The 18565-nt window shown below is 73.5% G+C and carries 17 protein-coding genes; 8 read left to right on the top strand and 9 right to left on the bottom strand.

Going from position 1 to position 18565, the window contains the following annotated elements:
* Positions 1-50: 50 nt before the first annotated feature.
* Both D1648_RS00090 and D1648_RS00085 read right to left on the bottom strand, forming a co-directional pair.
* Positions 51-593 (bottom strand): ABC transporter permease, encoded by a 543-nt coding sequence (locus tag D1648_RS00090; RefSeq protein ID WP_241155286.1) that lies wholly within the window; start codon positions 591-593, stop codon positions 51-53.
* Positions 594-828: 235 nt separating this feature from the next.
* Positions 829-1737: an ABC transporter ATP-binding protein gene (locus D1648_RS00085; protein WP_122938958.1), complete on the bottom strand. Its 909-nt coding sequence runs from the start codon at positions 1735-1737 to the stop codon at positions 829-831.
* A gap of 170 nt (positions 1738-1907) precedes the next feature.
* On the opposite strand from D1648_RS00085, the gene D1648_RS00080 reads away from it, so the two are divergent.
* Positions 1908-3134 carry an MFS transporter gene (locus D1648_RS00080; RefSeq protein ID WP_164518517.1) on the top strand — a complete coding sequence of 409 codons (1227 nt, stop codon included), beginning with the start codon at positions 1908-1910 and terminating at the stop codon, positions 3132-3134.
* 216 nt (positions 3135-3350) lie between these two features.
* Positions 3351-4595: an MFS transporter gene (locus D1648_RS00075; protein WP_122938781.1), complete on the top strand. Its 1245-nt coding sequence runs from the start codon at positions 3351-3353 to the stop codon at positions 4593-4595.
* 37 nt (positions 4596-4632) lie between these two features.
* Here D1648_RS00075 and D1648_RS00070 read toward each other — a convergent pair whose 3' ends face one another.
* The 3 genes from D1648_RS00070 to D1648_RS00060 all read right to left on the bottom strand — a co-directional run bounded on the left by D1648_RS00070 (position 4633) and on the right by D1648_RS00060 (position 6560).
* Positions 4633-4926: a hypothetical protein gene (locus tag D1648_RS00070; RefSeq protein WP_122938956.1), complete on the bottom strand. Its 294-nt coding sequence runs from the start codon at positions 4924-4926 to the stop codon at positions 4633-4635.
* Positions 4927-5232: 306 nt separating this feature from the next.
* Positions 5233-6171 (bottom strand): cation diffusion facilitator family transporter, encoded by a 939-nt coding sequence (locus tag D1648_RS00065; protein ID WP_122938780.1) that lies wholly within the window; start codon positions 6169-6171, stop codon positions 5233-5235.
* The gene (locus D1648_RS00060) at positions 6168-6560 is read right to left on the bottom strand and encodes a metalloregulator ArsR/SmtB family transcription factor (RefSeq protein WP_122938779.1); all 393 of its coding nucleotides are present in this window, start codon (positions 6558-6560) and stop codon (positions 6168-6170) included. The genes D1648_RS00065 and D1648_RS00060 overlap by 4 nt, the downstream gene beginning before the upstream one ends.
* Positions 6561-6669: 109 nt before the next feature.
* On the opposite strand from D1648_RS00060, the gene D1648_RS00055 reads away from it, so the two are divergent.
* Positions 6670-8787 (top strand): heavy metal translocating P-type ATPase, encoded by a 2118-nt coding sequence (locus tag D1648_RS00055; RefSeq protein WP_370239725.1) that lies wholly within the window; start codon positions 6670-6672, stop codon positions 8785-8787.
* Positions 8788-8993: 206 nt separating this feature from the next.
* Positions 8994-9524, top strand: a complete 531-nt coding sequence (locus D1648_RS00045; protein WP_122938954.1) for a GNAT family N-acetyltransferase — start codon at positions 8994-8996, stop codon at positions 9522-9524.
* Here the strand turns inward: D1648_RS00045 and D1648_RS00040 are convergent.
* Positions 9485-10387, bottom strand: coding sequence for a phosphotransferase (locus tag D1648_RS00040; protein WP_122938778.1), 903 nt, complete (start codon positions 10385-10387; stop codon positions 9485-9487). The two genes, D1648_RS00045 and D1648_RS00040, sit on opposite strands and share 40 nt — an antisense overlap.
* Before the next feature lie 8 nt (positions 10388-10395).
* On the bottom strand, positions 10396-11568 hold the full coding sequence (locus D1648_RS00035; protein ID WP_122938777.1) for an acetyl-CoA C-acetyltransferase: 1173 nt from the start codon (positions 11566-11568) through the stop codon (positions 10396-10398).
* 130 nt (positions 11569-11698) lie between these two features.
* Between D1648_RS00035 and D1648_RS00030 the strand changes: the two genes are divergently transcribed.
* Both D1648_RS00030 and D1648_RS00025 read left to right on the top strand, forming a co-directional pair.
* Positions 11699-12631, top strand: coding sequence for a LysR family transcriptional regulator (locus D1648_RS00030; protein ID WP_122938776.1), 933 nt, complete (start codon positions 11699-11701; stop codon positions 12629-12631).
* A 137-nt stretch (positions 12632-12768) separates the two neighbouring features.
* The gene (locus tag D1648_RS00025; RefSeq protein ID WP_122938775.1) at positions 12769-14052 is read left to right on the top strand and encodes an LCP family protein; all 1284 of its coding nucleotides are present in this window, start codon (positions 12769-12771) and stop codon (positions 14050-14052) included.
* A 27-nt stretch (positions 14053-14079) separates the two neighbouring features.
* Here the strand turns inward: D1648_RS00025 and D1648_RS00020 are convergent, their stop codons facing one another.
* Positions 14080-15468, bottom strand: coding sequence for an amino acid permease (locus D1648_RS00020; protein WP_122938774.1), 1389 nt, complete (start codon positions 15466-15468; stop codon positions 14080-14082).
* Between the two features lie 261 nt (positions 15469-15729).
* Between D1648_RS00020 and D1648_RS00015 the strand changes: the two genes are divergently transcribed.
* Together D1648_RS00015 and D1648_RS00010 are read left to right on the top strand one after the other, a co-directional pair.
* The gene (locus D1648_RS00015) at positions 15730-16914 is read left to right on the top strand and encodes an NAD(P)/FAD-dependent oxidoreductase (RefSeq protein ID WP_122938953.1); all 1185 of its coding nucleotides are present in this window, start codon (positions 15730-15732) and stop codon (positions 16912-16914) included.
* Position 16915: 1 nt separating this feature from the next.
* Entirely contained in the window at positions 16916-17716 is an 801-nt protein-coding gene (locus D1648_RS00010) for an SDR family NAD(P)-dependent oxidoreductase (protein ID WP_122938773.1), read from the top strand.
* 39 nt (positions 17717-17755) lie between these two features.
* On the opposite strand, the gene D1648_RS00005 is transcribed toward D1648_RS00010, so the two are convergent.
* Positions 17756-18511, bottom strand: coding sequence for a phosphotransferase enzyme family protein (locus D1648_RS00005; protein WP_164518516.1), 756 nt, complete (start codon positions 18509-18511; stop codon positions 17756-17758).
* Between the last annotated feature and the right edge of the window lie 54 nt (positions 18512-18565).

The following is an 18565-nucleotide window of genomic DNA, read 5'->3' as shown; positions in this document are numbered from 1 at the left end:
TACCGTGCATAGTCGATGCGAGGGAGGCTCGTCGCACGACGCCCACGGGATCAGTCCCACCGGAAGAAGCGGGAGGCCGCCGCGATCGTCACAGCGCTCCACAGCGCCATCACGGCCAGGTGCCCCGGCTCCGGCCAGTCGCCGACCGCGGCGTGCTGCAGGGAGGCCACGCCCGCGCCGAGCGGGGAGAGGTCGCTGAGGGTGCGCAGCACCTCCGGCATCGCCTCCCGCGGCAGCCACAGCCCGCCCAGGAACAGCAGCGGGAAGTAGGCCAGCATCCCGACGCCGCTCGCGGCCGGGCCGTTCGGGGACAGCGCCCCGATCAGCACCCCCAGGCCCATCATCGCCACCGACGTGCACAGGAACGAGAACGCGTAGGCGAGGAGGTTCTGGGGCAGGGCCACGCCGTGGGGGATCCGCGCGATCGCGAGCACGAGGGCGGCCGAGGCGGCGGCCAGGCCCGTGCACATCACCAGCTGCGCGAGCAGCAGCACCACCGGGCGCATCGGCGTGGTGCGCAGACGGCGCAGGATCCCCTGCTGACGGTAGGAGGCCAGCAGCTGAGGCAGCACCGTCAGGGCCAGGCTCGCCACCCCCACCCCTACCAGGATCGGAGCGAACAGGTCCACCACCCGCTGCCCGCCGAGCGCCGGATCGGACTTCGCGGAAGAGGGGGACGAACCCGAGGATGAGCATGAGCACCGGGGCGAGCAGCGGGCCGAAGATGATCGCCGCGGGGTCGCGGAGGAACAGCCGGGTCTCGATGAGCGTCAGGCGCGGCAGCGCCGGGAGGGAGGACGGGACGGCGGTGGCGGTCATGAGGTCTCCTCAGGAGGTGAGCGGGCGGCCGGTGAGGGCGAGGAAGGCGTCGTCGAGGCTGGCGCGCTCGGTGCGCAGGTCCAGCGGGGCGACGCCCTCGGCGGCGAGGGCCGTGACCACGGCGGTGAGCACGTCGCCGGTGCCGGAGACCCGCAGCAGCTCGCCCTCGCGCTCCACGGCGGTGACCTGCGGGAGGGCGGTGAGCACGGAGTCGGGCAGCGGAGCGGAGAGGCGGAGGCGGAGGTGCTGGGCCGCATCGACCGCGTCGATCAGGCCGGCGGGGGTGTCCAGGGCGACGAGCCGCCCCGCATCGATCACGGCGAGCCGGTCGCCGAGCCGCTCGGCCTCCTCCATGAAGTGCGTGACCAGCAGGATCGTGACCCCGCGGTCGCGGATCGACCCGATCACCGCCCAGGCGTCGCGCCGGGCCTGCGGATCCAGGCCCGTGGTGACCTCGTCGAGCACCGCCACCTGCGGGGCGCCGACGAGCGCGAGCGCGACGGAGACCCGCTGCTTCTGCCCGCCCGAGAGGCGGCGGAACTGTCGGCCGACGGTCCCGCCGAGGTCGAGCGCCTCCAGCAGCTCGCGCCAGTCGACGGGCGAGGGGTAGAAGGACGCGAACAGCGCCATCGCCTCGCCCACCGTGATCCGCTCCGGCAGCGCGCTCTGCTGGAGCTGGGCCCCGAGCACGAGCCGCAGCGCGGCCTCGTCGAGGTGCGGATCCAGGCCTGCGACGGAGATCCGCCCCGCATCGGGCCGGCGCAGCCCCTCGATCATCTCGACCGTCGTGGTCTTGCCCGCCCCGTTCGGGCCCAGGATGCCGAGGATCTCGCCTCGCTCGACGGTGAAGCTCACGTCGTCCACCACGGTGCGGTGTCCGTAGCGCTTGGTCAGTCCCTCGATCTCGATCAGTGCCATGACGTCGAGCATCCGCGCAGGCGGGGCAGCGGCGGATCCCCCGTCTCGCCGGAGCGGGGTCCGCCGATCGGGGGAGCGGAGGCGGGCCCCGTCCCGCTATGACGCCGCTCATGCTCTCTGGCCCGGGCCGGGCTGTCCACCATCCCCACTCGGTGCGTACGATCGTCCTCATGTCGTCGCGCTCTCCCGTTCTGCCCAGCCTGCGCCGCCGACGCTGGGCGCTCTACGCCCTGTTCCTGCTGCCGGGCCTGAGCATGTCCGCGTGGGTCACGCGCACCCCCGCCGTGCGCGACCTGCTCGAGGCCTCCACCGCACAGATGGGGCTGGTGCTGTTCGGGCTCTCCGTCGGCTCGATGGCCGGGATCCTCTCCTCCGGACCGCTCGTGATGCGGCTCGGCACCCGTCCCGTCGTGATCCTCGGCTCGACCCTCGTCGTCGTCGCCCTGCCCACGATCGCGCTCGGCGCCGGGGCCGGGCTGCCCCTGCTCACCGCCGTCGGGCTCGCGCTGTTCGGCGGCGGGATGGGCGGCGGCGAGGTCGCCATGAACGTCGAGGGGGCCGACGTCGAGCGCCTCGGCGGGCGCTCCTTCCTCCCCGCCCTCCACGGCTGCTTCAGCCTCGGCACCGTGATCGGGGCGGTGCTCGGCATCCTCGCCAACGCGGCCGGCTTCCCGGTGGTGCCTCATCTCGTCGCCACCGCCGCCGTCGGCGCCGGGCTGCTGCTGTGGGCGATGCGCGCGGTCCCCTCCGGGGTCGGGAAGGTCACCGCCGCGGAGCGCGCGGCGCAGGCCGCGACGCCCCGCCCGGCGCTGTGGAAGGACGTGAGGCTCGTGTGCATCGGCGGGGTCGTGCTCGCGATGGCGCTCGCCGAGGGCGCCGCCAACGACTGGCTGCCGCTGATCATGGTCGACGGGCACGGCTTCGGCGCCACCATGGGCTCGACCGTGTTCGCGCTGTTCGCAGCCTCGATGACCGTCGGCCGCTTCGCCGGCGGACCGATCGTGGAGCGCGCGGGCCGCTCCCGCGTGCTCCTGGTCAGCGCCCTGTTCGCCGCGAGCGGTCTCGCGCTCATCGCGTATGTGGACAGCCAGGTCGTGGCCGTCGCCGCGGTCGTGCTGTGGGGGCTCGGCGCCTCGCTCGGCTTCCCGCTCGCGCTCTCCGCCGCCGGGGACTCCGGCCCGAGCCCTGCCGCGCGCGTCGCGCTCGCCTCGGTGATCGGCTATCTCGCCTTCCTCGTCGGCCCGCCGACGCTCGGGTTCCTCGGCGAGGAGATCGGGCTGCGCGGCGCGCTCGTGGTCCCGCTGGCGGTGGTGCTGGTGGCGGTGGTGCTGTCGCCCGCGACCGGTGTGCGTCGGCCGACGGCAGACGAGCAGGTGCAGACCGTGGCCGCGCGATGAGGACCTGCGCGAGGCCGCGGTGAGGGCCGGTTCCACCGTGCCATCGCCGACCAGGTCTCGGCGACCGGCCCCGAGCTGACGCTCCCGCTGCGCGGAGGTCGTCGACGAGGAGGGCCCGGAGGGGTAGCGTGCATCGCATCGCGAGGACCGACCGGTGCCTCGTCACACGAGGGAGTTCGGCTCCCGGGCGGGTGGGCATCCTCCGAGGAGGCTGTCATGCCGCGCCCCTATGCCACCATCCTGTCGACACCGGGTCTCATCCCTCGCCTCCTCGCGGTGCTGATGAGCGCGATGCCCCTGGGGATGCTGTCCCTGGCCATCGTGCTCTCGGTCCGGGAGTGGACCGGATCCTTCGGGGCCGCCGGCGTGATCAGCGGGCTCTTCAGCGGAGGGAACGCCCTGGGCCTCGCGCTCCAGGGAGCGGCCATCGACCGGTTCGGCGCGCGTCGGACCATCGTGACCTCGGGGCTGCTCTGCACGGCGATGCTGTTCTGCCTCCTCCTGAGCGGGCAGCTCGGTGCCCCGCTCGCACTGACCGCGCTGGCTGCGGCGTCGTCCGGCGTGACCATCCCTGCGGTGACGGCGGCGGTCCGGGCCTGGCTGGGGCGCGCGCTCTCGGGAGAGGTGCTCCAGGGCGCGGCGTATGCCTTGCTCGCCGCGCTCTTCCAGGCGGGCGTGACGATCGGCCCTGCAGCGGTGTCCCTTGCCCTGATCGTGCACGAGCCGTCGCTGGCCATCTCGGCGGCGGGACTGCTGGTGCTGGCCGCGACCGTGCTCCTCGCGAGGGCCGACGACGGGGTTCCGCCGCCGAGGAGGCGACGTCCGCGGCGTCGGGGAGCTCAGGGAGCGCTTCGGGGACGGGGCTTCCTGACGCTGATGGTCCTGACGTTCCTCCACGGTGCTGCGCTGGGCGTGACGGTCCTGGCGATCTCCGCCCTGGCGACGGAGACCTCTCGTCCGGTGCTCGCCGGGATCGCGCTGACCGTGCTCGCCATCGGCGAGGTGAGCGGTGCGCTGGTCTACGGGGCTGTCGCCTGGCCCGGGAGCCGTCGAAGCCGGCTCCCCGCTGTCCAGGCCATGGCCGTCCTCGCGGCGCTCGGTGTGTTCCTCTCGACCGGTCAGCCGGCACTCCTCCTGGCCGCGATGTTCGTCGCCGGAGCGCTGGCGGCACCTGTCGCCGTGCTCACCTCCTCCCTGCTGGACGTCGTCGTCCCCGAGGGCGCGGTGGGTCGTGCCTACACCGTGATCGTGGCATCCGGGCTGGTCGCCACGGCGCTGGGCAATGCCGGCGCCGGCCAGCTGGTCGGTGCCGTCGGCGCCCGGGGCCTCCTGCTCGTGCCTGCGCTGTCGATCGCCGCGGCGGCGACGTGGACCCTTGCTCGACGCGGCACGCTGCGCAGATTATCGCCACCGGTCAGCGAGGCGGCTGCAGCAGCCGACGACACCGGGGGCCGAGCGTGAACCCCTTCTCGAGGCCCCGCAGCGGGGAGGACATCGCTCAGCGCCCGAACAGGGCGCCGAGGTTCACCTCCCCGATCGCCCAGCCGGCCCCGGCGGCGAGCAGGAGGATGCCTGCGAGGATCCAGCCCAGCATCGCCAGCAGGTTCAGCACGATGCCCCAGCCCGCACGGCCTCGGGCGAACGGCTCGTCGCTGCGGGACATGGCCCCGAGGACCAGGCCGAGGATCGGCGCGATCAGCGTCCACCCCGCCAGCAGCGAGCAGATGCCCAGCAGCAGGCTCGCCGTGCCCTTGCCCGTGCCGTGGTTGATGGTGGTTCCGTAGGTGGCCACGGAGGATCCCTCCCTGAGGTGCGTGCGGACCTGGTGCTCCAGGTCGCTGACCCCAGCGTAGGAATCGGTGCGTCGCACCGGATCATCCCACGGGATGGAGCGGGTCCACCCGGGGTCTGATCCGTCGGGCCCCGCGTCGCCCGGACCTCTGGCGGACGGACCGGGGCCGGTCTGCCATGACGGGACCGACCAGGAGGCCACGATGGCGTACCCCGAGCTCAGCTGCACCGCGATCGACGCCCGCGATCCGCGCGCGCTCGCCGAGTTCCACCGCGAGCTGCTGGGCGCTGCCGCGGCCCGCCTGACTCACGCGTGCAGCGTGCGCGCCGCCTCGCGCGCCTGCACGGCGGGGCTCTCCATCTGGATCGTGGCGTGCTCGAAGGCGACGGGGAAGTGGGAGCGCACGCACTCGTGCACCTCCTCGAGGATCTCCATCGCATGCGCGGAGCCGAAACACTCCTCGGCCACCACCACGTGCGCGGACAGGATCGGCAGGCTGCTGCCGACGGAGGAGGCGTGCAGGTCGTGGACGTCCTGGACGTGCTCGAGGGCCAGCAGGTGCTCGCGCACCTCGTCGAGGTCCACGCCCTCGGGGGTGTACTCCATGAGGATCCGCAGGGTGTCGCGCAGGATTCGGACCGCCCGCGGCACGATGAGCGCCGCGATGAACAGGCCGGCGAGCGCGTCGGCCTGCTGGAAGCCGGTGAAGCGGATGACCAGCGCCGCGACGATCACCCCGAGCGAGCCGAGTGCGTCGTTGGCGACCTCGAGGAAGGCGGCCTTCATGTTCAGGTTCGCGTCCCGGCCGCCGGCGAGCACCAGGATCGCCACGAGGTTCGCCGCCAGCCCGATCACGCCGAAGACGAGCAGTTCCGTCGAGGCGATCTCGGGCGGGGACGCGAGACGGCGGACGCCCTCGATCGCGGTGTAGGTGCCGACGACGATCAGCAGCGTCGCCTGGGCCAGCGCCGCGAGCACCTCGATCCGGGCGAAGCCCCAGGTGCGGGTGGGGCTCGCGGGACGCAGCAGCATCGTCGCCGCGATGAGGGCGACGAGCAGGCCGGAGGCGTCCACGAGGGCGTGCGCGGTGTCGGTGAGCAGGGCGAGGCTGCCGGTGAGCACGCTGCCCACCGCCTGAGCCACGACGATCAGGGCCGTCAGCCCGAAGGCGATCGCGAGGCGGGTGCGGGCGGTGCCCGGTGAGGCGTGGCTGTGGCCGTGCTCGTGGGTGTGCGAGGCGGTCATGAGGCATCGCCCCCGTCGTCCGGGCCGCCGCCGACGCGCGGGTCGTGGAGGTGCTCGTGCACCGTCGGTGCCGCGCCCGCGCCGGAGAGCAGTGCGGCGGCGAGGGCGAGCAGCTCGCGGAGCTGCTGCGGGTCCGTCAGGGAGAACCATGAGGCGCGGCCCTCGCTGCGGCAGCTGATCAGCCCGCAGTCGCGCAGGCAGGCCAGGTGCTTGCTCACCGTGGACTGGGCCAGGTGCAGGTGGTCCACGAGGTCTCGCACCCGGTGCTCCCCGGTGGAGAGATGCTGCAGGAGCGTGAGACGGGTCGGCTCGGACAGGGCGTGGAAGAGCGCGGCCTGGGACTCGTCCACGTCGAAGAGCGGGGGAGCGGATTCCATCGGCATCGCCATGCGGCGATCATATCGCTTGGCGGCGATGAATGGGAGGGGCTGGCGGAGCATGACGCCGCCTCCGGCGCCACCCCTTCTGTTATACCCCTAGGGGGTATACGGTGTCGGCATGAGCCCGCACCACGACGCACCGAAGCCCCACCCCTCCCACGCCGCTCCCGGCGACGCCCACGACGGCCATGACCACGGGGACCACGGCGGGCACGACATGCACGCCGGGCACGGAAGCCATCATGGCCACGGCGGGCACGGGGACCACGTCGCGCAGTTCCGTCGGCTGTTCTGGATCATGCTGGTGGTCGCGGTGCCGGTCGTCGGCCTCTCGCCGATGTTCGCGCACCTGATCGGCTACGAGATCCCGGACGTGCCGGGCCTCGCCTGGGTCGCGCCGCTGCTCGGCACCGTCATGTACGTGTGGGGCGGACGGCCGTTCCTCACCGGCGGCCTCTCCGAGCTCCGCTCCCGCGCCCCCGGGATGATGCTGCTGATCAGCCTCGGCATCACCGTCGCCTTCCTCGCCTCCTGGGGTGCGACGCTCGGCCTGCTCCACCACTCGCTCGAGTTCTGGTGGGAGCTCGCGCTGCTGATCGTGATCATGCTGCTCGGGCACTGGATCGAGATGCGCTCCCTCGCGCAGACCTCCTCGGCGCTGGACTCCCTCGCCGCGCTCCTGCCCGATGAGGCCGAGCGGATCGAGGGCGACGAGATCGTCACCGTCGCCCCCTCCGACCTGCGCACCGGCGATCTCGTGCTGGTCCGCCCCGGCGCCTCGATCCCGGCCGACGGCACCGTCGTCGAGGGGCGCGCCGACGTCGACGAGTCGATGATCACCGGCGAGTCCCGGGCCGCCCCGCGCACCGCCGGGGACCGCGTGGTCGCCGGCACCGTCGCGACCGACTCGAACCTGCGCATCGAGGTCACCGAGACCGGCGAGGGCACCGCGCTCGCCGGCATCCAGCGCCTGGTCTCCGAGGCGCAGAGCTCCTCCTCCCGCGCCCAGCGGATCGCGGACCGCGCCGCCGCCTGGCTGTTCTGGTTCGCGCTCGGCGCGGCCGTCATCACCGCCCTCGTGTGGACGCTGCTGGGCTTGCCCGATGACGCCGTCATCCGCACAGTCACCGTGCTGGTCATCGCCTGCCCCCACGCCCTGGGCCTCGCGATCCCGCTGGTCGTCTCGCTCGCGACCGAGCGGGCGGCCCGCGCCGGCGTGCTCGTGACCGACCGGCTCGCGCTCGAGGGCATGCGCACCGTGGACACCGTGCTGTTCGACAAGACCGGCACCCTCACCCGCGGTGAGCCCGAGCTCTCCGAGATCGCCGTCGCCCCGGGGAGCGGGCTCGACCAGCAGACGCTGCTGGGCCTCGCGGCCGCCGCCGAGTCCGAGAGCGAGCACCCACTCGCCGGCGCGATCCGCGAGCGCGCCGCGGCCGACGGGGTCGCCGTCCCCGACGCCTCCGAGGTCGCCTCCGCCCCCGCGCTCGGCGTGAGCGCCCAGGTGGAGGGCCGCGAGATCCGCGTCGGCGGGCCGCGCCTGCTCGAGGAGACCGGCGCCGCCGAGCTGCAGGAATCCCCTGCCTGGCGCGAGGAGGGCGCGATCGTGCTGCACGTGCTGCGCGACGGCGAGCCCGTCGGCGTGCTGAAGCTGGCCGACGCGGTGCGGGAGGAGTCCCGCGAGGCGATCGACGCGCTCCACGCCCGCGACATCCAGGTCGTCATGATCACCGGCGATGCGCAGAACGTCGCCGAGCACGTCGGCGCCGAGCTCGGCATCGACCGGATCTTCGCCGAGGTGCGCCCCGAGGACAAGGCGGATCGCGTCGCCGCGCTGCAGCAGGAGGGCCGACGGGTCGCGATGGTCGGCGACGGTGTCAACGACGCGCCCGCCCTCGCCCGAGCCGACGTCGGCCTCGCGATCGGCGCCGGCACCGACGTCGCGATCGGCTCCGCCGGGGTGGTGCTCGCCTCCTCGGACCCGCGCGCCGTGCTGTCCGTGATCGAGCTGTCCCGCGCTGCCTACCGCAAGATGCGACAGAACCTCTGGTGGGCGGCCGGGTACAACCTGATCTCCGTCCCGCTCGCGGCCGGGGTGCTCGCCCCGATCGGGTTCGTCATGCCGATGAGCGTCGGCGCGCTGCTGATGAGCGCCTCGACCGTCGTGGTCGCGCTGAACGCGCAGCTGCTGCGCCGCCTGGACCTGCGCACCGAGACGGTCGCCGCCCGGCGCTGAGCGCCTCAGCCTCCGACGCGCTCCCGCACCTCGGCGGGGGCGTGGGAGAGGCCGAACTCGACCGGCCCGCGGCAGAAGGTCTCCAGGTCGATGAACCGCGGCCCGGCGGGACCTCAGGGGCGTCGTCCGTGGAGGAGCGGTACGTCCGTGGAGTCGGAGCGAGGACGACTATGCTCTGCGGGTTCCCCATGCCCTGGGAGGGCCCCATGCAGATCCTCGACGCGACCGCCGACCATGCGGAGGGCATCGCCGCGATCTACAACCACGCCGTCGTGCACACCACGGCGATCTGGAACGAGCGCCTCGTCGACGCCGACGACCGCGCGACCTGGCTCGCCGAGCGGCAGGGCGGCGGCTTCCCCGTGCTGGTCGCTCTCGAGGACGACGGGACCGTGCTCGGCTATGCGACCTACGGGCCGTGGCGTCCGCACGACGGCTATCGCCACACCGTCGAGCACTCGCTGTACGTGCGCGAGGGACTGCGCGGCCGGGGCACCGGATCGACGCTGCTCACCGCTCTGTTCGAGCGCGCCCGCGCGCAGGGCATCCACGTGATGGTCGCCGGGATCGACGCGGACAACGAGGGGTCGGTGCGCCTGCACGAGCGCTTCGGCTTCACCCGCGTGGGGGTGCTGCCCCAGGTGGGCACGAAGTTCGGGCGCTGGCTCGATCTCGCCTTCCTCCAGCTCGTGCTCGATCAGGGCGGACCGGCCGACGGGTCCTCGAGCAGCCGCTGACAGGTTGAGCGGCCGAGCGCGGCCATCGTCGGGTTCGAGTCCACGTAGTACCAGACGAGCCCGATGGCCTGCACGAACGCCCAGGCCGCTCCGCGCTCCCACTCGAGGTCCGAGCAGCCCAAGCGCTCCCGCAGTCGCTCGCGACGCTCCGCGTCCAGCAGGTGCCAGGCGGCGACGAGGTCGAGCGCCGGATCGGCGGGCCCGTACCCGCCGGAGTCGAGCACGCCGACCAGGCGGCCGTCCGCGGTGAGGAGGTTCGCGGGGATGAGGTCGCGGTGGCTCATCACGTCGGGATCGCGTCGTGCGAGGGTGTTCCAGCGCTCCCAGCGTGCAGTGAGGGAGCCGACGGGCAGCAGGTCGCGGGAGCGTTCGAGGCACTCGCGCACCCAGTCCTCGTGCGCGGTGAGCTCGCCGCCGCGACCCGGGCCCCGGAAGCGCCGTCCCCGGGTGGGGGCGGCGCGCAGCGCGAGGAGTAGGGCGGCGAGGTCGTCGGCCGCGGCATCGGAGCCGGCGATCGCCTGCGGGTCCGCGACCTCGCCGGGGACCCAGGTCTGCACGGACCAGGGCATCGGGAACTCGGCCGAGGGCGTCCCGAGCGCGACCGGCTCCGGGCAGGGCAGCGGGCAGACGGCCGCGAACTCGCCCATCGCCTCGTGCTCGGCCTCGAGGGCCGTGCGAGCGGCGTCCGGGTCCGACGGCTCCAGCGGGAAGCGCGCCGCGAGGTCCTCGCCGATCCGCACCACGGTGCTCGTCGTCGCCGAGCTGGGCAGGATCCGGACGGTCGCCGGGTCCGCACCGGGCAGCAGGCGTGCGACCAGCTGCGCGGCGAGCTCCTGCGAGAGCACGAGCTGGTCGGGGTGCATCGGCGGGATCATCGCCGCAGCACGAGCGCCTCGCCCTGGCCGCCCCCGCCGCACAGGCCCACCGCGGCGGTTCCGGTGCCGCGTCGGGCCAGTTCATGGGCCATGTGCACGACGAGCCGGGCCCCGGAGGCGCCGATCGGGTGGCCGAGCGCGATCCCGCCGCCGTGCATGTTGACGATCTCCTCGTCCACGCCGAGGGCGCGCTGGGAGTGCGCGACGACAGCGCCGAAGGCCTCGTTGATCTCGACGAGATCGAGATCCGCGGCGGTGATCCCCTGCTTCTCGAGCGCCCGCGCGATTGCGTCGGCGGGCTGCGCCTGCAGGGAGCTGTCCGGCCCGGCGGTCTGCCCGTTCGCGCCGAGGCGGGCGAAGACCCGCCATCCCTCGGCATCGGCGCGGGCGGAGGTGGTGAGCACCAGCGCGGCCGCGCCGTCGGAGATCTGCGAGGAGTTCCCGGCCGTGATCGTGCCGCCCTCGGCGAAGGCCGGGCGCAGGCGGGCGAGGCTCTCCTCGGTCGTCTCGGGGCGGATGCCCTCGTCGGCCGTGACCTGGATCGGCTCGCCGCGCCGCTGCGGCACCGCGACCGGCACGATCTCCTCGGCGAGCAGCTCGGCCGCCGCGGCGGCGCGCTGATGGGACAGGGCCGCGACGCGGTCCTGGTCCTCGCGGGTGACCTCGAAGCGGGGGTTGTGCCGCTCGGTGGACTCGCCCATGCTCACCTGGTCGTAGGCGTCGGTGAGCCCGTCGTGCGCCATGTGGTCCAGCGCCTCGACGGCCCCGTACTTCCAGCCGGCGCGGGTGCCCATCAGCAGGTGAGGGGCCTGGGACATGGACTCCATGCCGCCGGCGACCACGACCTCCGCGTCCCCGGAGGCGATCATCCGCGCTGCGTCGATCACGGCGGTCAGGCCCGAGAGGCACACCTTGTTCACGCTGTGCGCGGGGGTGGCCCAGCCGATCCCGGCCCCGAGCGCGGCCTGCCGGGCGGGGTTCTGCCCGGAGCCCGCCGGCAGCACCTGCCCCATGATCACGGCGTCCACCGCCGCGGGGTCCACGCCGCCGCGCTCGAGCGCCCCCCGGATCGCGAAGGAGCCCAGCTGCGGGGCGGAGAACGAGGCGAGCGCCCCCTGGAGGCGGCCCTGCGGGGTGCGGGCCGCGGCGACGATGACGATCTCGGACATGGGGGCCTCCCGGCGGTGGCGACGGTGTCTGCCGTCATTGTGCCGGTGCGGAGACGGCGCGGCGAGCCGCGGCGTCGGTATCCTCGGCCTGCGACCGCGGCAGGGGGCCGGGTGCAGGAGGCGCAGCGAGATGAGCCAGCAGAGCCCTGAGCGGGAGTCGACCACGGCCGACGGGCCGAGCCTCGCCCAGCTCGAGGCGCTCATCGCTGTGACCGACCACGGCTCCCACACCGCTGCGGCCGACGTCCTGCGGATCTCCCAGCCCTCCCTCTCTCGCCGCATCCGCTCGCTCGAGGGGACGCTCGGCGCCCGGCTGCTCGTCCCCGTCGGCCGACGGATGGAGCTGACCGAGACGGGCCGCGGAGTGGTCGCGGCGGGGCGTCGAGCCCTTTCGGAGATGGGGTCGATCCAGGCCCTGGTCGGCGCCTCCCGGGCGCTGACCTCGGGGTCGCTGCGCGTGGGCGGGCTGCCCTCGCTGGTCGCGACTGAGCTGCCCGCCCATCTGGGCCGCTTCCACCTCGCGCATCCCGGGGTGCGCATCGAGGTCTCCACCGTCGAGGACGCCGAGGAGCTGGTCGAGGCGGTCCGTGTGGGGCGCCTCGACGCGGCCGTCGGCGTCATCGACCGCGTGCCGGCGGATCTCGCAGCGATCCCGCTGCCCGCGCAGGAGTTCGCGGCCGTGCTGCCCGCGAGTGCGCGCCCCGATGCGGCGGACGCCCCGCTGACCAGAGCTGACATCCGTGAGCGCACCGTCGTCAGCCTCCCGCGGGGCACGTCGATGCGACAGCTCGCCGACGAGGCCCTGCGCGGGCTCGACGCCTCGCCGGCACACCGGATCACCACCACCCAGCGCGACAGCCTCGTCCCGTTCGCGGTCGCGGTGCAGGGGCTCACCATCGTCCCCGCCGCCCTCGCCCGCACCGCCCCCGCCTACGGCGGCCGGGTGGTTCCGCTGCCCGCCCCCGTGCGGCGCGCGATCGGCATCGTCCATCGCCGCGACGCGCTGCCGAACCCGGCCCTCCAGGGTTTCCTCACGCTCATGCAGTCCGCCGACCCCGCGTGACCTGCGCGGCCGGGCCCGGCATGCACCGCCCGCATGGATCCGGTCGCGGCAACTATTGGCGGTGAGGGGGCCTGCCGTGGTGACCTGGCCTGCGGACCAGGCACGAGGCGAGCGCACAGCGGGAGGACGGCATACCGATGGAGCATCCCCCGAGAGTCCGTGGACCCGCACACCGCCGCCGCGAGGCTCCGGTGCGCAGGCGTCGGAGGATCGCCGTCGGTCTCGCGGCCTCCGCGATCACAGCGACCCTGATCGTGGCCGGAGGGCTCCTGGGCACCGTGACCCACCTGGAGGGGAACCTCAGCACCGCCCCGCTGCACACGGGCGAGACCCCCGCCCCGCACGAGAGCGGGGGCGCCATGAACGTGCTGCTGATCGGCTCGGACAGCCGCGATCTCGAGGACGCGTCCTACGGCGAGGGCGACGGCTCCCGGCGCAGCGACGCGATGGTGCTGGTGCACCTCTCCGCCGACGACAACCGCATCGACGCCGTCCAGCTGCCGCGCGACACCCTCATGGACCTCCCCGCCTGTCCTGACACCGGAAGCGGCGCCTCGAAGGGCGGTCGCGGGATGCTCAACTCCGCCCTCAACGCAGGTCCGGCCTGCTCGGTCGCGGCGGTCGAGGAGCTGACCGGGGTGCAGATCGGCCACTTCATGGAGCTCGACTTCGAGGGCTTCATCGCCATCGTCGACGCGCTGGACGGGGTGCCGGTGTGCCTCCCCGAACCGCTCGAGGACCCCTCCGCGGATCTCGACCTCCCAGGCGGCGCGCAGATGGTGGACGGGAAGGACGCCCTCGCGCTCGCCCGCACGCGCCACGCGGTCGGGGACGGCAGCGACATCGCCCGCCTCGGCCACCAGCAGATGGTGATGTCCGCGGTGGTGCAGGAGGCCACCAGCTCGCGCATCCTCTCCCGCCCCGACCGGCTCTACGCCTTCCTCGACGCGACCTCCTCCGCCCTCACCGTGGACCCGGGGCTCGGCAGGGCCGCGGACCTCGCCGGTCTCGGGACGCGGGCCTCCCGCGTCGACCCCGGTCACATCACCTTCGTGACCATGCCGTGGGAGCCCGCCCCCACGGACCACAACCGCGTGGTGCCCTCCGCGGACGCCGCCCCGCTCTTCGCCGCGCTCGCGGCCGACGAGCCGGCCCTCCCGCAGGCGGAGAGCCCGGAGCCGGGGGAGAACCCGGAGCAGGGCAGGGGCGCGGGGTCGAAGGGGAACTCGGCTCCGGACGGAGCTGCGGAGTCTGACGGGTCCTCCGAACAGGACAGCGCTCCGGAAGCGGGCAGGGCCGACGCGTCGGACTCTCCCGCGAGCGAGGACGGCACCGGGAGCCGGGACTCGAGCGCCGCCGGTGCGTCCCCGGCATCGTCGTCCACGGCACGGACGGCGGACACGGACCTCTGCGCCGGCTGAGCCCGGCTCATGCCGCCGGGCGGCGGTTCAGCCCGCGAGCGCCCGCCGCCGCACCGTCGCGAGATACAGCGCCGACATCAGCGCCGTGAACCCCGCGCCGACGGCGAGGGCCATGTGGTACTCGCTCTCCCACACCATGATCCCGAGCGTGAACAGGATGAACACGATCGCGAACACCTGCCCGTAGGGCCACAGCGGGACCGGGAACTCGAGCGCCTCGCGCTCGGCGCGGCTCATCCCGCGACGGGAGGCGACCTGGGCGAGCAGGATCATCAGCCACACGAACACGGTCGCGAAGGTCGCGAGCGACGCGACGATCGTGAACACCTCGTCCGGCAGCGCCCAGTTCAGAGCCACGCCCACGACGAGCACGCCCAGCATCGCGAGCGTCGTCATCACCGGCACCCCGCGGATCGTGCGGGACAGGGCCGCCGGGGCCAGGCGCTGCCGGGCCATGCCTGCGACGACGCGGCCCGCGCCGAAGAGGTCCGCGTTGATCGCCGAGAGCGCCGCCGTGATCACCACGATGTTCAGCGCCGCGGCTGCCCAGCTCACGCCGAGCGTGTCGAAGATCTGCACGAAGGGGGACTCCTCGCCGGTGATCTGCCGCCACGGGGTCAGCAGCAGGATCACCCCGATCGCGAGGACGTAGAACAGCAGGATCCGCACCGGGACCGTGTTCACGGCCTTCGGGATCGCCCTGCCGGGATCCTCCGCCTCGGTGCCGGCCACGCCGATGATCTCGGTGCCGCCGAAGGCGAAGAGCACCAGGATGAAGGCGCTGATCATCCCGCCGGGCCCGTTCGCGAAGAAGCCGCCGTCGGCCGTGAGGTTCGCCGGGCCCGTCGGCGTCCCGGCGTCGCCGAGGCCGAAGGCGAGGATCGCCGCGCCGCCCGCGATCATCGCGACCACCGCGCCGACCTTCACGATCGTGAAGGCGAACTCGAGCTCGCCGAACCAGCGCACGCTGGCCAGGTTCGCGGCGCCCACGATCAGCAGCGTGAGCGCGACCCAGACCCACTGGGCGGTGTCCGGGAACCAGAAGCGCATGTAGATCGCGATCGCGGTGAGGTCCGCGAGGCACACGATCAGCATCTCGAAGGCGAACATCCACCCGGTGATGTACCCGGCCCAGGGACCCAGGAAGCGGCGGGTGTACTCGGCGAAGGAGCCCGAGATCGGCATCCGCACCGCCATCTCGCCGAGCGCTCGCAGCATGAAGTACACGACCGCGCCGCCCAGCAGGTACACCAGCAGCACCGAGGGGCCCGCGGCCTGGATCGCACCGGCCGAGCCGTAGAACAGGCCCGTCCCGATCGCGGAGCCCAGGGCGATGAAGTGGAGATGCCGCGCCTTCAGCCCGGGCCGGCGACGCGTGGTCGCGGGGGCGGCGGGCGGCTGCGTGGTCGTGCTCATCGCTGGGTGGCTCCGGGGAGGGGGAGGGAGGCTCAGGCGCCTGCGGCACTTCTTGTGCCCCTGACACGGTACGGCGGTCGGACGGGACGGGCGACGTGTGTCCGGCCACGTCGGGTGGCCGACGCGGTGGCGTCGCCGACCCCCGCACTGCCCGCCTCGGCGAGGAACCGAACGGTCGATCCTCCGCCCAGGGCTCGACGTCCTCCGTCTCAGCGGGTCTACTCGGGATATCCCGACGCCGTGACGAAGGAGATCTCCGAGATGACCTCGTACGACCAACTGATCATCGGGGGCGGCCAGGTCGCCGACGACGCCGCCCGCGCTCTGCGCGAGCACGGAGCCGAGGGCAGCATCGGCATCCTCAGCTCCGACGAGGACGCCCCCTACACCCGCCCCGCCCTGACCAAGAAGCTGTGGGTCGATCCCGACTTCGGCGAGGACGCCGTCCCGCTGAACACGGTCGAGGACACCGGCGCCGAGCTGCGTGTGCGCACGCGCGTCACCGCGATCGACCGCGAGGCGAAGCAGGTCGAGCTCGAGGGCGGGGAGCGCATCGGCTACGGCATGCTGCTGCTGGCCACCGGCTCCGAGCCGCGTCGCCTCGAAGGCCCCGAGGACGAGCGCATCATCCACTTCCGCAGCTTCGCGGACTACCGCACGCTGCGGCATCTGGTGACCGACGGGACACGCGCCGTGGTGGTCGGCGGCGGATACATCGGCGCCGAGATCGCCGCGGCGCTGTCGCAGAACGGCGCCCACGTCACCCTCGTGTTCCCCGACGACGTGCTCGGCGCCTCCCAGTTCCCGCCGAGCATCGCCCAGCGCTACCAGAAGCTGTTCACCGACCACGGCGTCGAGCTGCTGCCGGGCCGCCGCGCCGAGAAGGTCACCGTGCAGGACGACGCGGACGTCGGCGTCACCCTCGATGACGGCACCGCCGTCGGCGGCGACGTCGTGGTGATCGGCCTGGGCGCCGAACCCCGCCTCGACCTCGCCCGACAGGCAGGGCTCGAGGTCGCCGAGGGCGTCGTGGTCGACGAGCACCTGCGCACCTCGGACCCCGCGATCTGGGCGGCCGGCGACATCATCGAATACCCCGACGCGATCCTCGGCCGCACCCGCATCGAGCACGTCGACCACGCACGCGAATCCGGTGCCGCCGCCGGGCGGGCGATGGCCGGCTCCGACGCCCCCTACGACCACACCCCGTACTTCTACTCGATGGTCTACGGCGTGCGCTGGGAGGCCGTCGGCACCCTCGACCCCTCCCTCGAGATGCTCGAGGTCCACCACGACACCCAGCGCAGCGTCGTCCACTACCTCGACGACCAGGGTCGGCCCGTCGGGGTGCTCATGTGGCAGATCGACGGCGCGCGGGACGCCGCCCGCACCGTCATCGCCGACGGGATCACCGACCGGGACCTGCTGCGAGGGAGCATCGGCTGACATGGACCTGCGCATCACCGGGAAGACAGCGCTGATCACCGGAGGGGACTCGGGCATCGGCTGGCACACCGCGCAGGAGCTGCTGCACGAAGGGGCGACGGTGTTCCTCACCGACCGCGACCCCGACGAGCTCGCCCGCGCCGCGGACGCCCTCGACGTGGCCGAGGGGCGGGTGCTGCACCATGCCGCCGACGTGACCCGTCTCGACGAGATCGAGGCGCTCGGCGCGGCGGTCCAGGAGGCGGTCGGCGACATCGACATCCTGGTCCACGCCGCCGGGGTCACCGGCGCGCAGGGGCTGTTCCACGAGATCGACGACGAGGGCTGGGTGGACACGCTCACCACGGACCTGCTCGGCGCCGTGCGCATCACCCGGCAGTTCCTGCCGGCGCTGCGGCGCGGCGGCTGGGGCCGTCTGGTGTTCCTCACCTCCGAGGATGCCGTGCAGCCCTACGACGACGAGCTGCCCTACTGCGCCTCCAAGGCCGGGCTGCTCGCCCTGTCCAAGGGCCTCTCGCGCACCTACGCCCGTGACGGCCTGCTGGTCAACGCCGTCTCCCCGGCGTTCATCCGCACGCCGATGACCGACGCGATGATGGACAGGCGCGCCACGCAGCTCGGCGTGGACCGGGACGAGGCGATCGGCTCCTTCCTCGAGCAGGAGCGACCGCACCTCGAGCTCGAGCGGCGCGGCGAACCCGAGGAGGTCGCCGCGGTGATCGCCTTCCTGTGCTCGGACCGGGCCTCGTTCGTGGTCGGCTCGAACTACCGGGTCGACGGGGGCTCGGTGGCGACGCTCTGACCCGGCGTCGGCCCGGGCTTGTGAGGGCCGGCGCCGAGCTCAGCCGAACGGCGAGTCCTCGACCGCGGCGATCCAGGGTTGCGCCGCGTCCCCCGCGGGGACCGACGCGAGGCCGATCCAGAGGGTGAGCGCCTCGAGCCAGGCGTGCTCCCGGGCGTCGAGGGTACGCAGCCGCCTGTAGCCCTCGCGCAGCGCACGTCGGGCGGGGACGGGCGTCGGACGCCAGTCGCGGAACAGGGTCCCGAGCAGCACGCTCGACTGCGCGAGCTCCACGATGCGATGGTCGACGCGGACCTCGTCGAGGTCCAGCACCGCCGCGACCTGCCCGCCCCGCATCAGGAGGTTCGCGGCGCGCACGTCGCCATGGAGGAGCTGCGGGGTGTCGACGAGGTCAGGCAGGTCCTCGAGCATTGCGGCGAGCCGGGCCGAGGCCGACGGGGCGCGGCCGTGGTCGTGGTCCTCGAGCCAGGCGCGCACCCGCTCGCGCGGTGGGCGCGGCGGCTGCCCCTCGAGCGTGGGGAGTTCGAGCCCTCCGAGGACCTCGTGCATCCGGGCGAGGCAGACGCCCACGGTACGCACCGCCTCGAGGTCGGTCACGTCCAGCCAGGTGCCGTCGATCTCGGGGAGCACCGCGACCGACAGCGGGCCGATCAGGCCGTCCGTGGCCACGCGCACGGCACCGTCGCGTGCGGGAACGGGAGCCGCGACGGGGATCCCCTGGTCAGCGAGGCGGGTGATCAGCCCGGTCGTCGCCTCGAGGCGAGAGAACTGGCGCTCGTCCCCGTTGACTGTCAAGCTGGTTGGAGTCAGTCGGTTGGTTTGGTCAGGCTGTTTTGACTAGGTGGTTGA

The organism is Brachybacterium sp. EE-P12, from assembly GCF_003711805.1.
In the GTDB taxonomy this organism is placed as follows: domain Bacteria; phylum Actinomycetota; class Actinomycetes; order Actinomycetales; family Dermabacteraceae; genus Brachybacterium.
The sequence above is the reverse complement of the archived record's forward strand: the minus strand, read 5'-3'. Positions and strand labels throughout refer to the sequence as shown.

Bases quoted from the DNA above. Each gene is read 5' to 3' on its own strand.
- D1648_RS00035 (WP_122938777.1), bottom strand. From the start codon at position 11,568: ATGTCCGAGATCGTCATCGTCGCCGCGGCCCGCACCCCGCAGGGCCGC.
- D1648_RS00060 (WP_122938779.1), bottom strand. From the start codon at position 6,560: ATGGCGATGCCGATGGAATCCGCTCCCCCGCTCTTCGACGTGGACGAG.
- D1648_RS00075 (WP_122938781.1), top strand. From the start codon at position 3,351: ATGCCGCGCCCCTATGCCACCATCCTGTCGACACCGGGTCTCATCCCT.
- D1648_RS00085 (WP_122938958.1), bottom strand. From the start codon at position 1,737: ATGGCACTGATCGAGATCGAGGGACTGACCAAGCGCTACGGACACCGC.
- D1648_RS00030 (WP_122938776.1), top strand. From the start codon at position 11,699: ATGAGCCAGCAGAGCCCTGAGCGGGAGTCGACCACGGCCGACGGGCCG.
- D1648_RS00040 (WP_122938778.1), bottom strand. From the start codon at position 10,387: ATGCACCCCGACCAGCTCGTGCTCTCGCAGGAGCTCGCCGCGCAGCTG.
- D1648_RS00010 (WP_122938773.1), top strand. From the start codon at position 16,916: ATGGACCTGCGCATCACCGGGAAGACAGCGCTGATCACCGGAGGGGAC.
- D1648_RS00025 (WP_122938775.1), top strand. From the start codon at position 12,769: ATGGAGCATCCCCCGAGAGTCCGTGGACCCGCACACCGCCGCCGCGAG.
- D1648_RS00055 (WP_370239725.1), top strand. From the start codon at position 6,670: ATGAGCCCGCACCACGACGCACCGAAGCCCCACCCCTCCCACGCCGCT.
- D1648_RS00080 (WP_164518517.1), top strand. From the start codon at position 1,908: ATGTCGTCGCGCTCTCCCGTTCTGCCCAGCCTGCGCCGCCGACGCTGG.
- D1648_RS00065 (WP_122938780.1), bottom strand. From the start codon at position 6,171: ATGACCGCCTCGCACACCCACGAGCACGGCCACAGCCACGCCTCACCG.
- D1648_RS00015 (WP_122938953.1), top strand. From the start codon at position 15,730: ATGACCTCGTACGACCAACTGATCATCGGGGGCGGCCAGGTCGCCGAC.
- D1648_RS00045 (WP_122938954.1), top strand. From the start codon at position 8,994: ATGCAGATCCTCGACGCGACCGCCGACCATGCGGAGGGCATCGCCGCG.
- D1648_RS00020 (WP_122938774.1), bottom strand. From the start codon at position 15,468: ATGAGCACGACCACGCAGCCGCCCGCCGCCCCCGCGACCACGCGTCGC.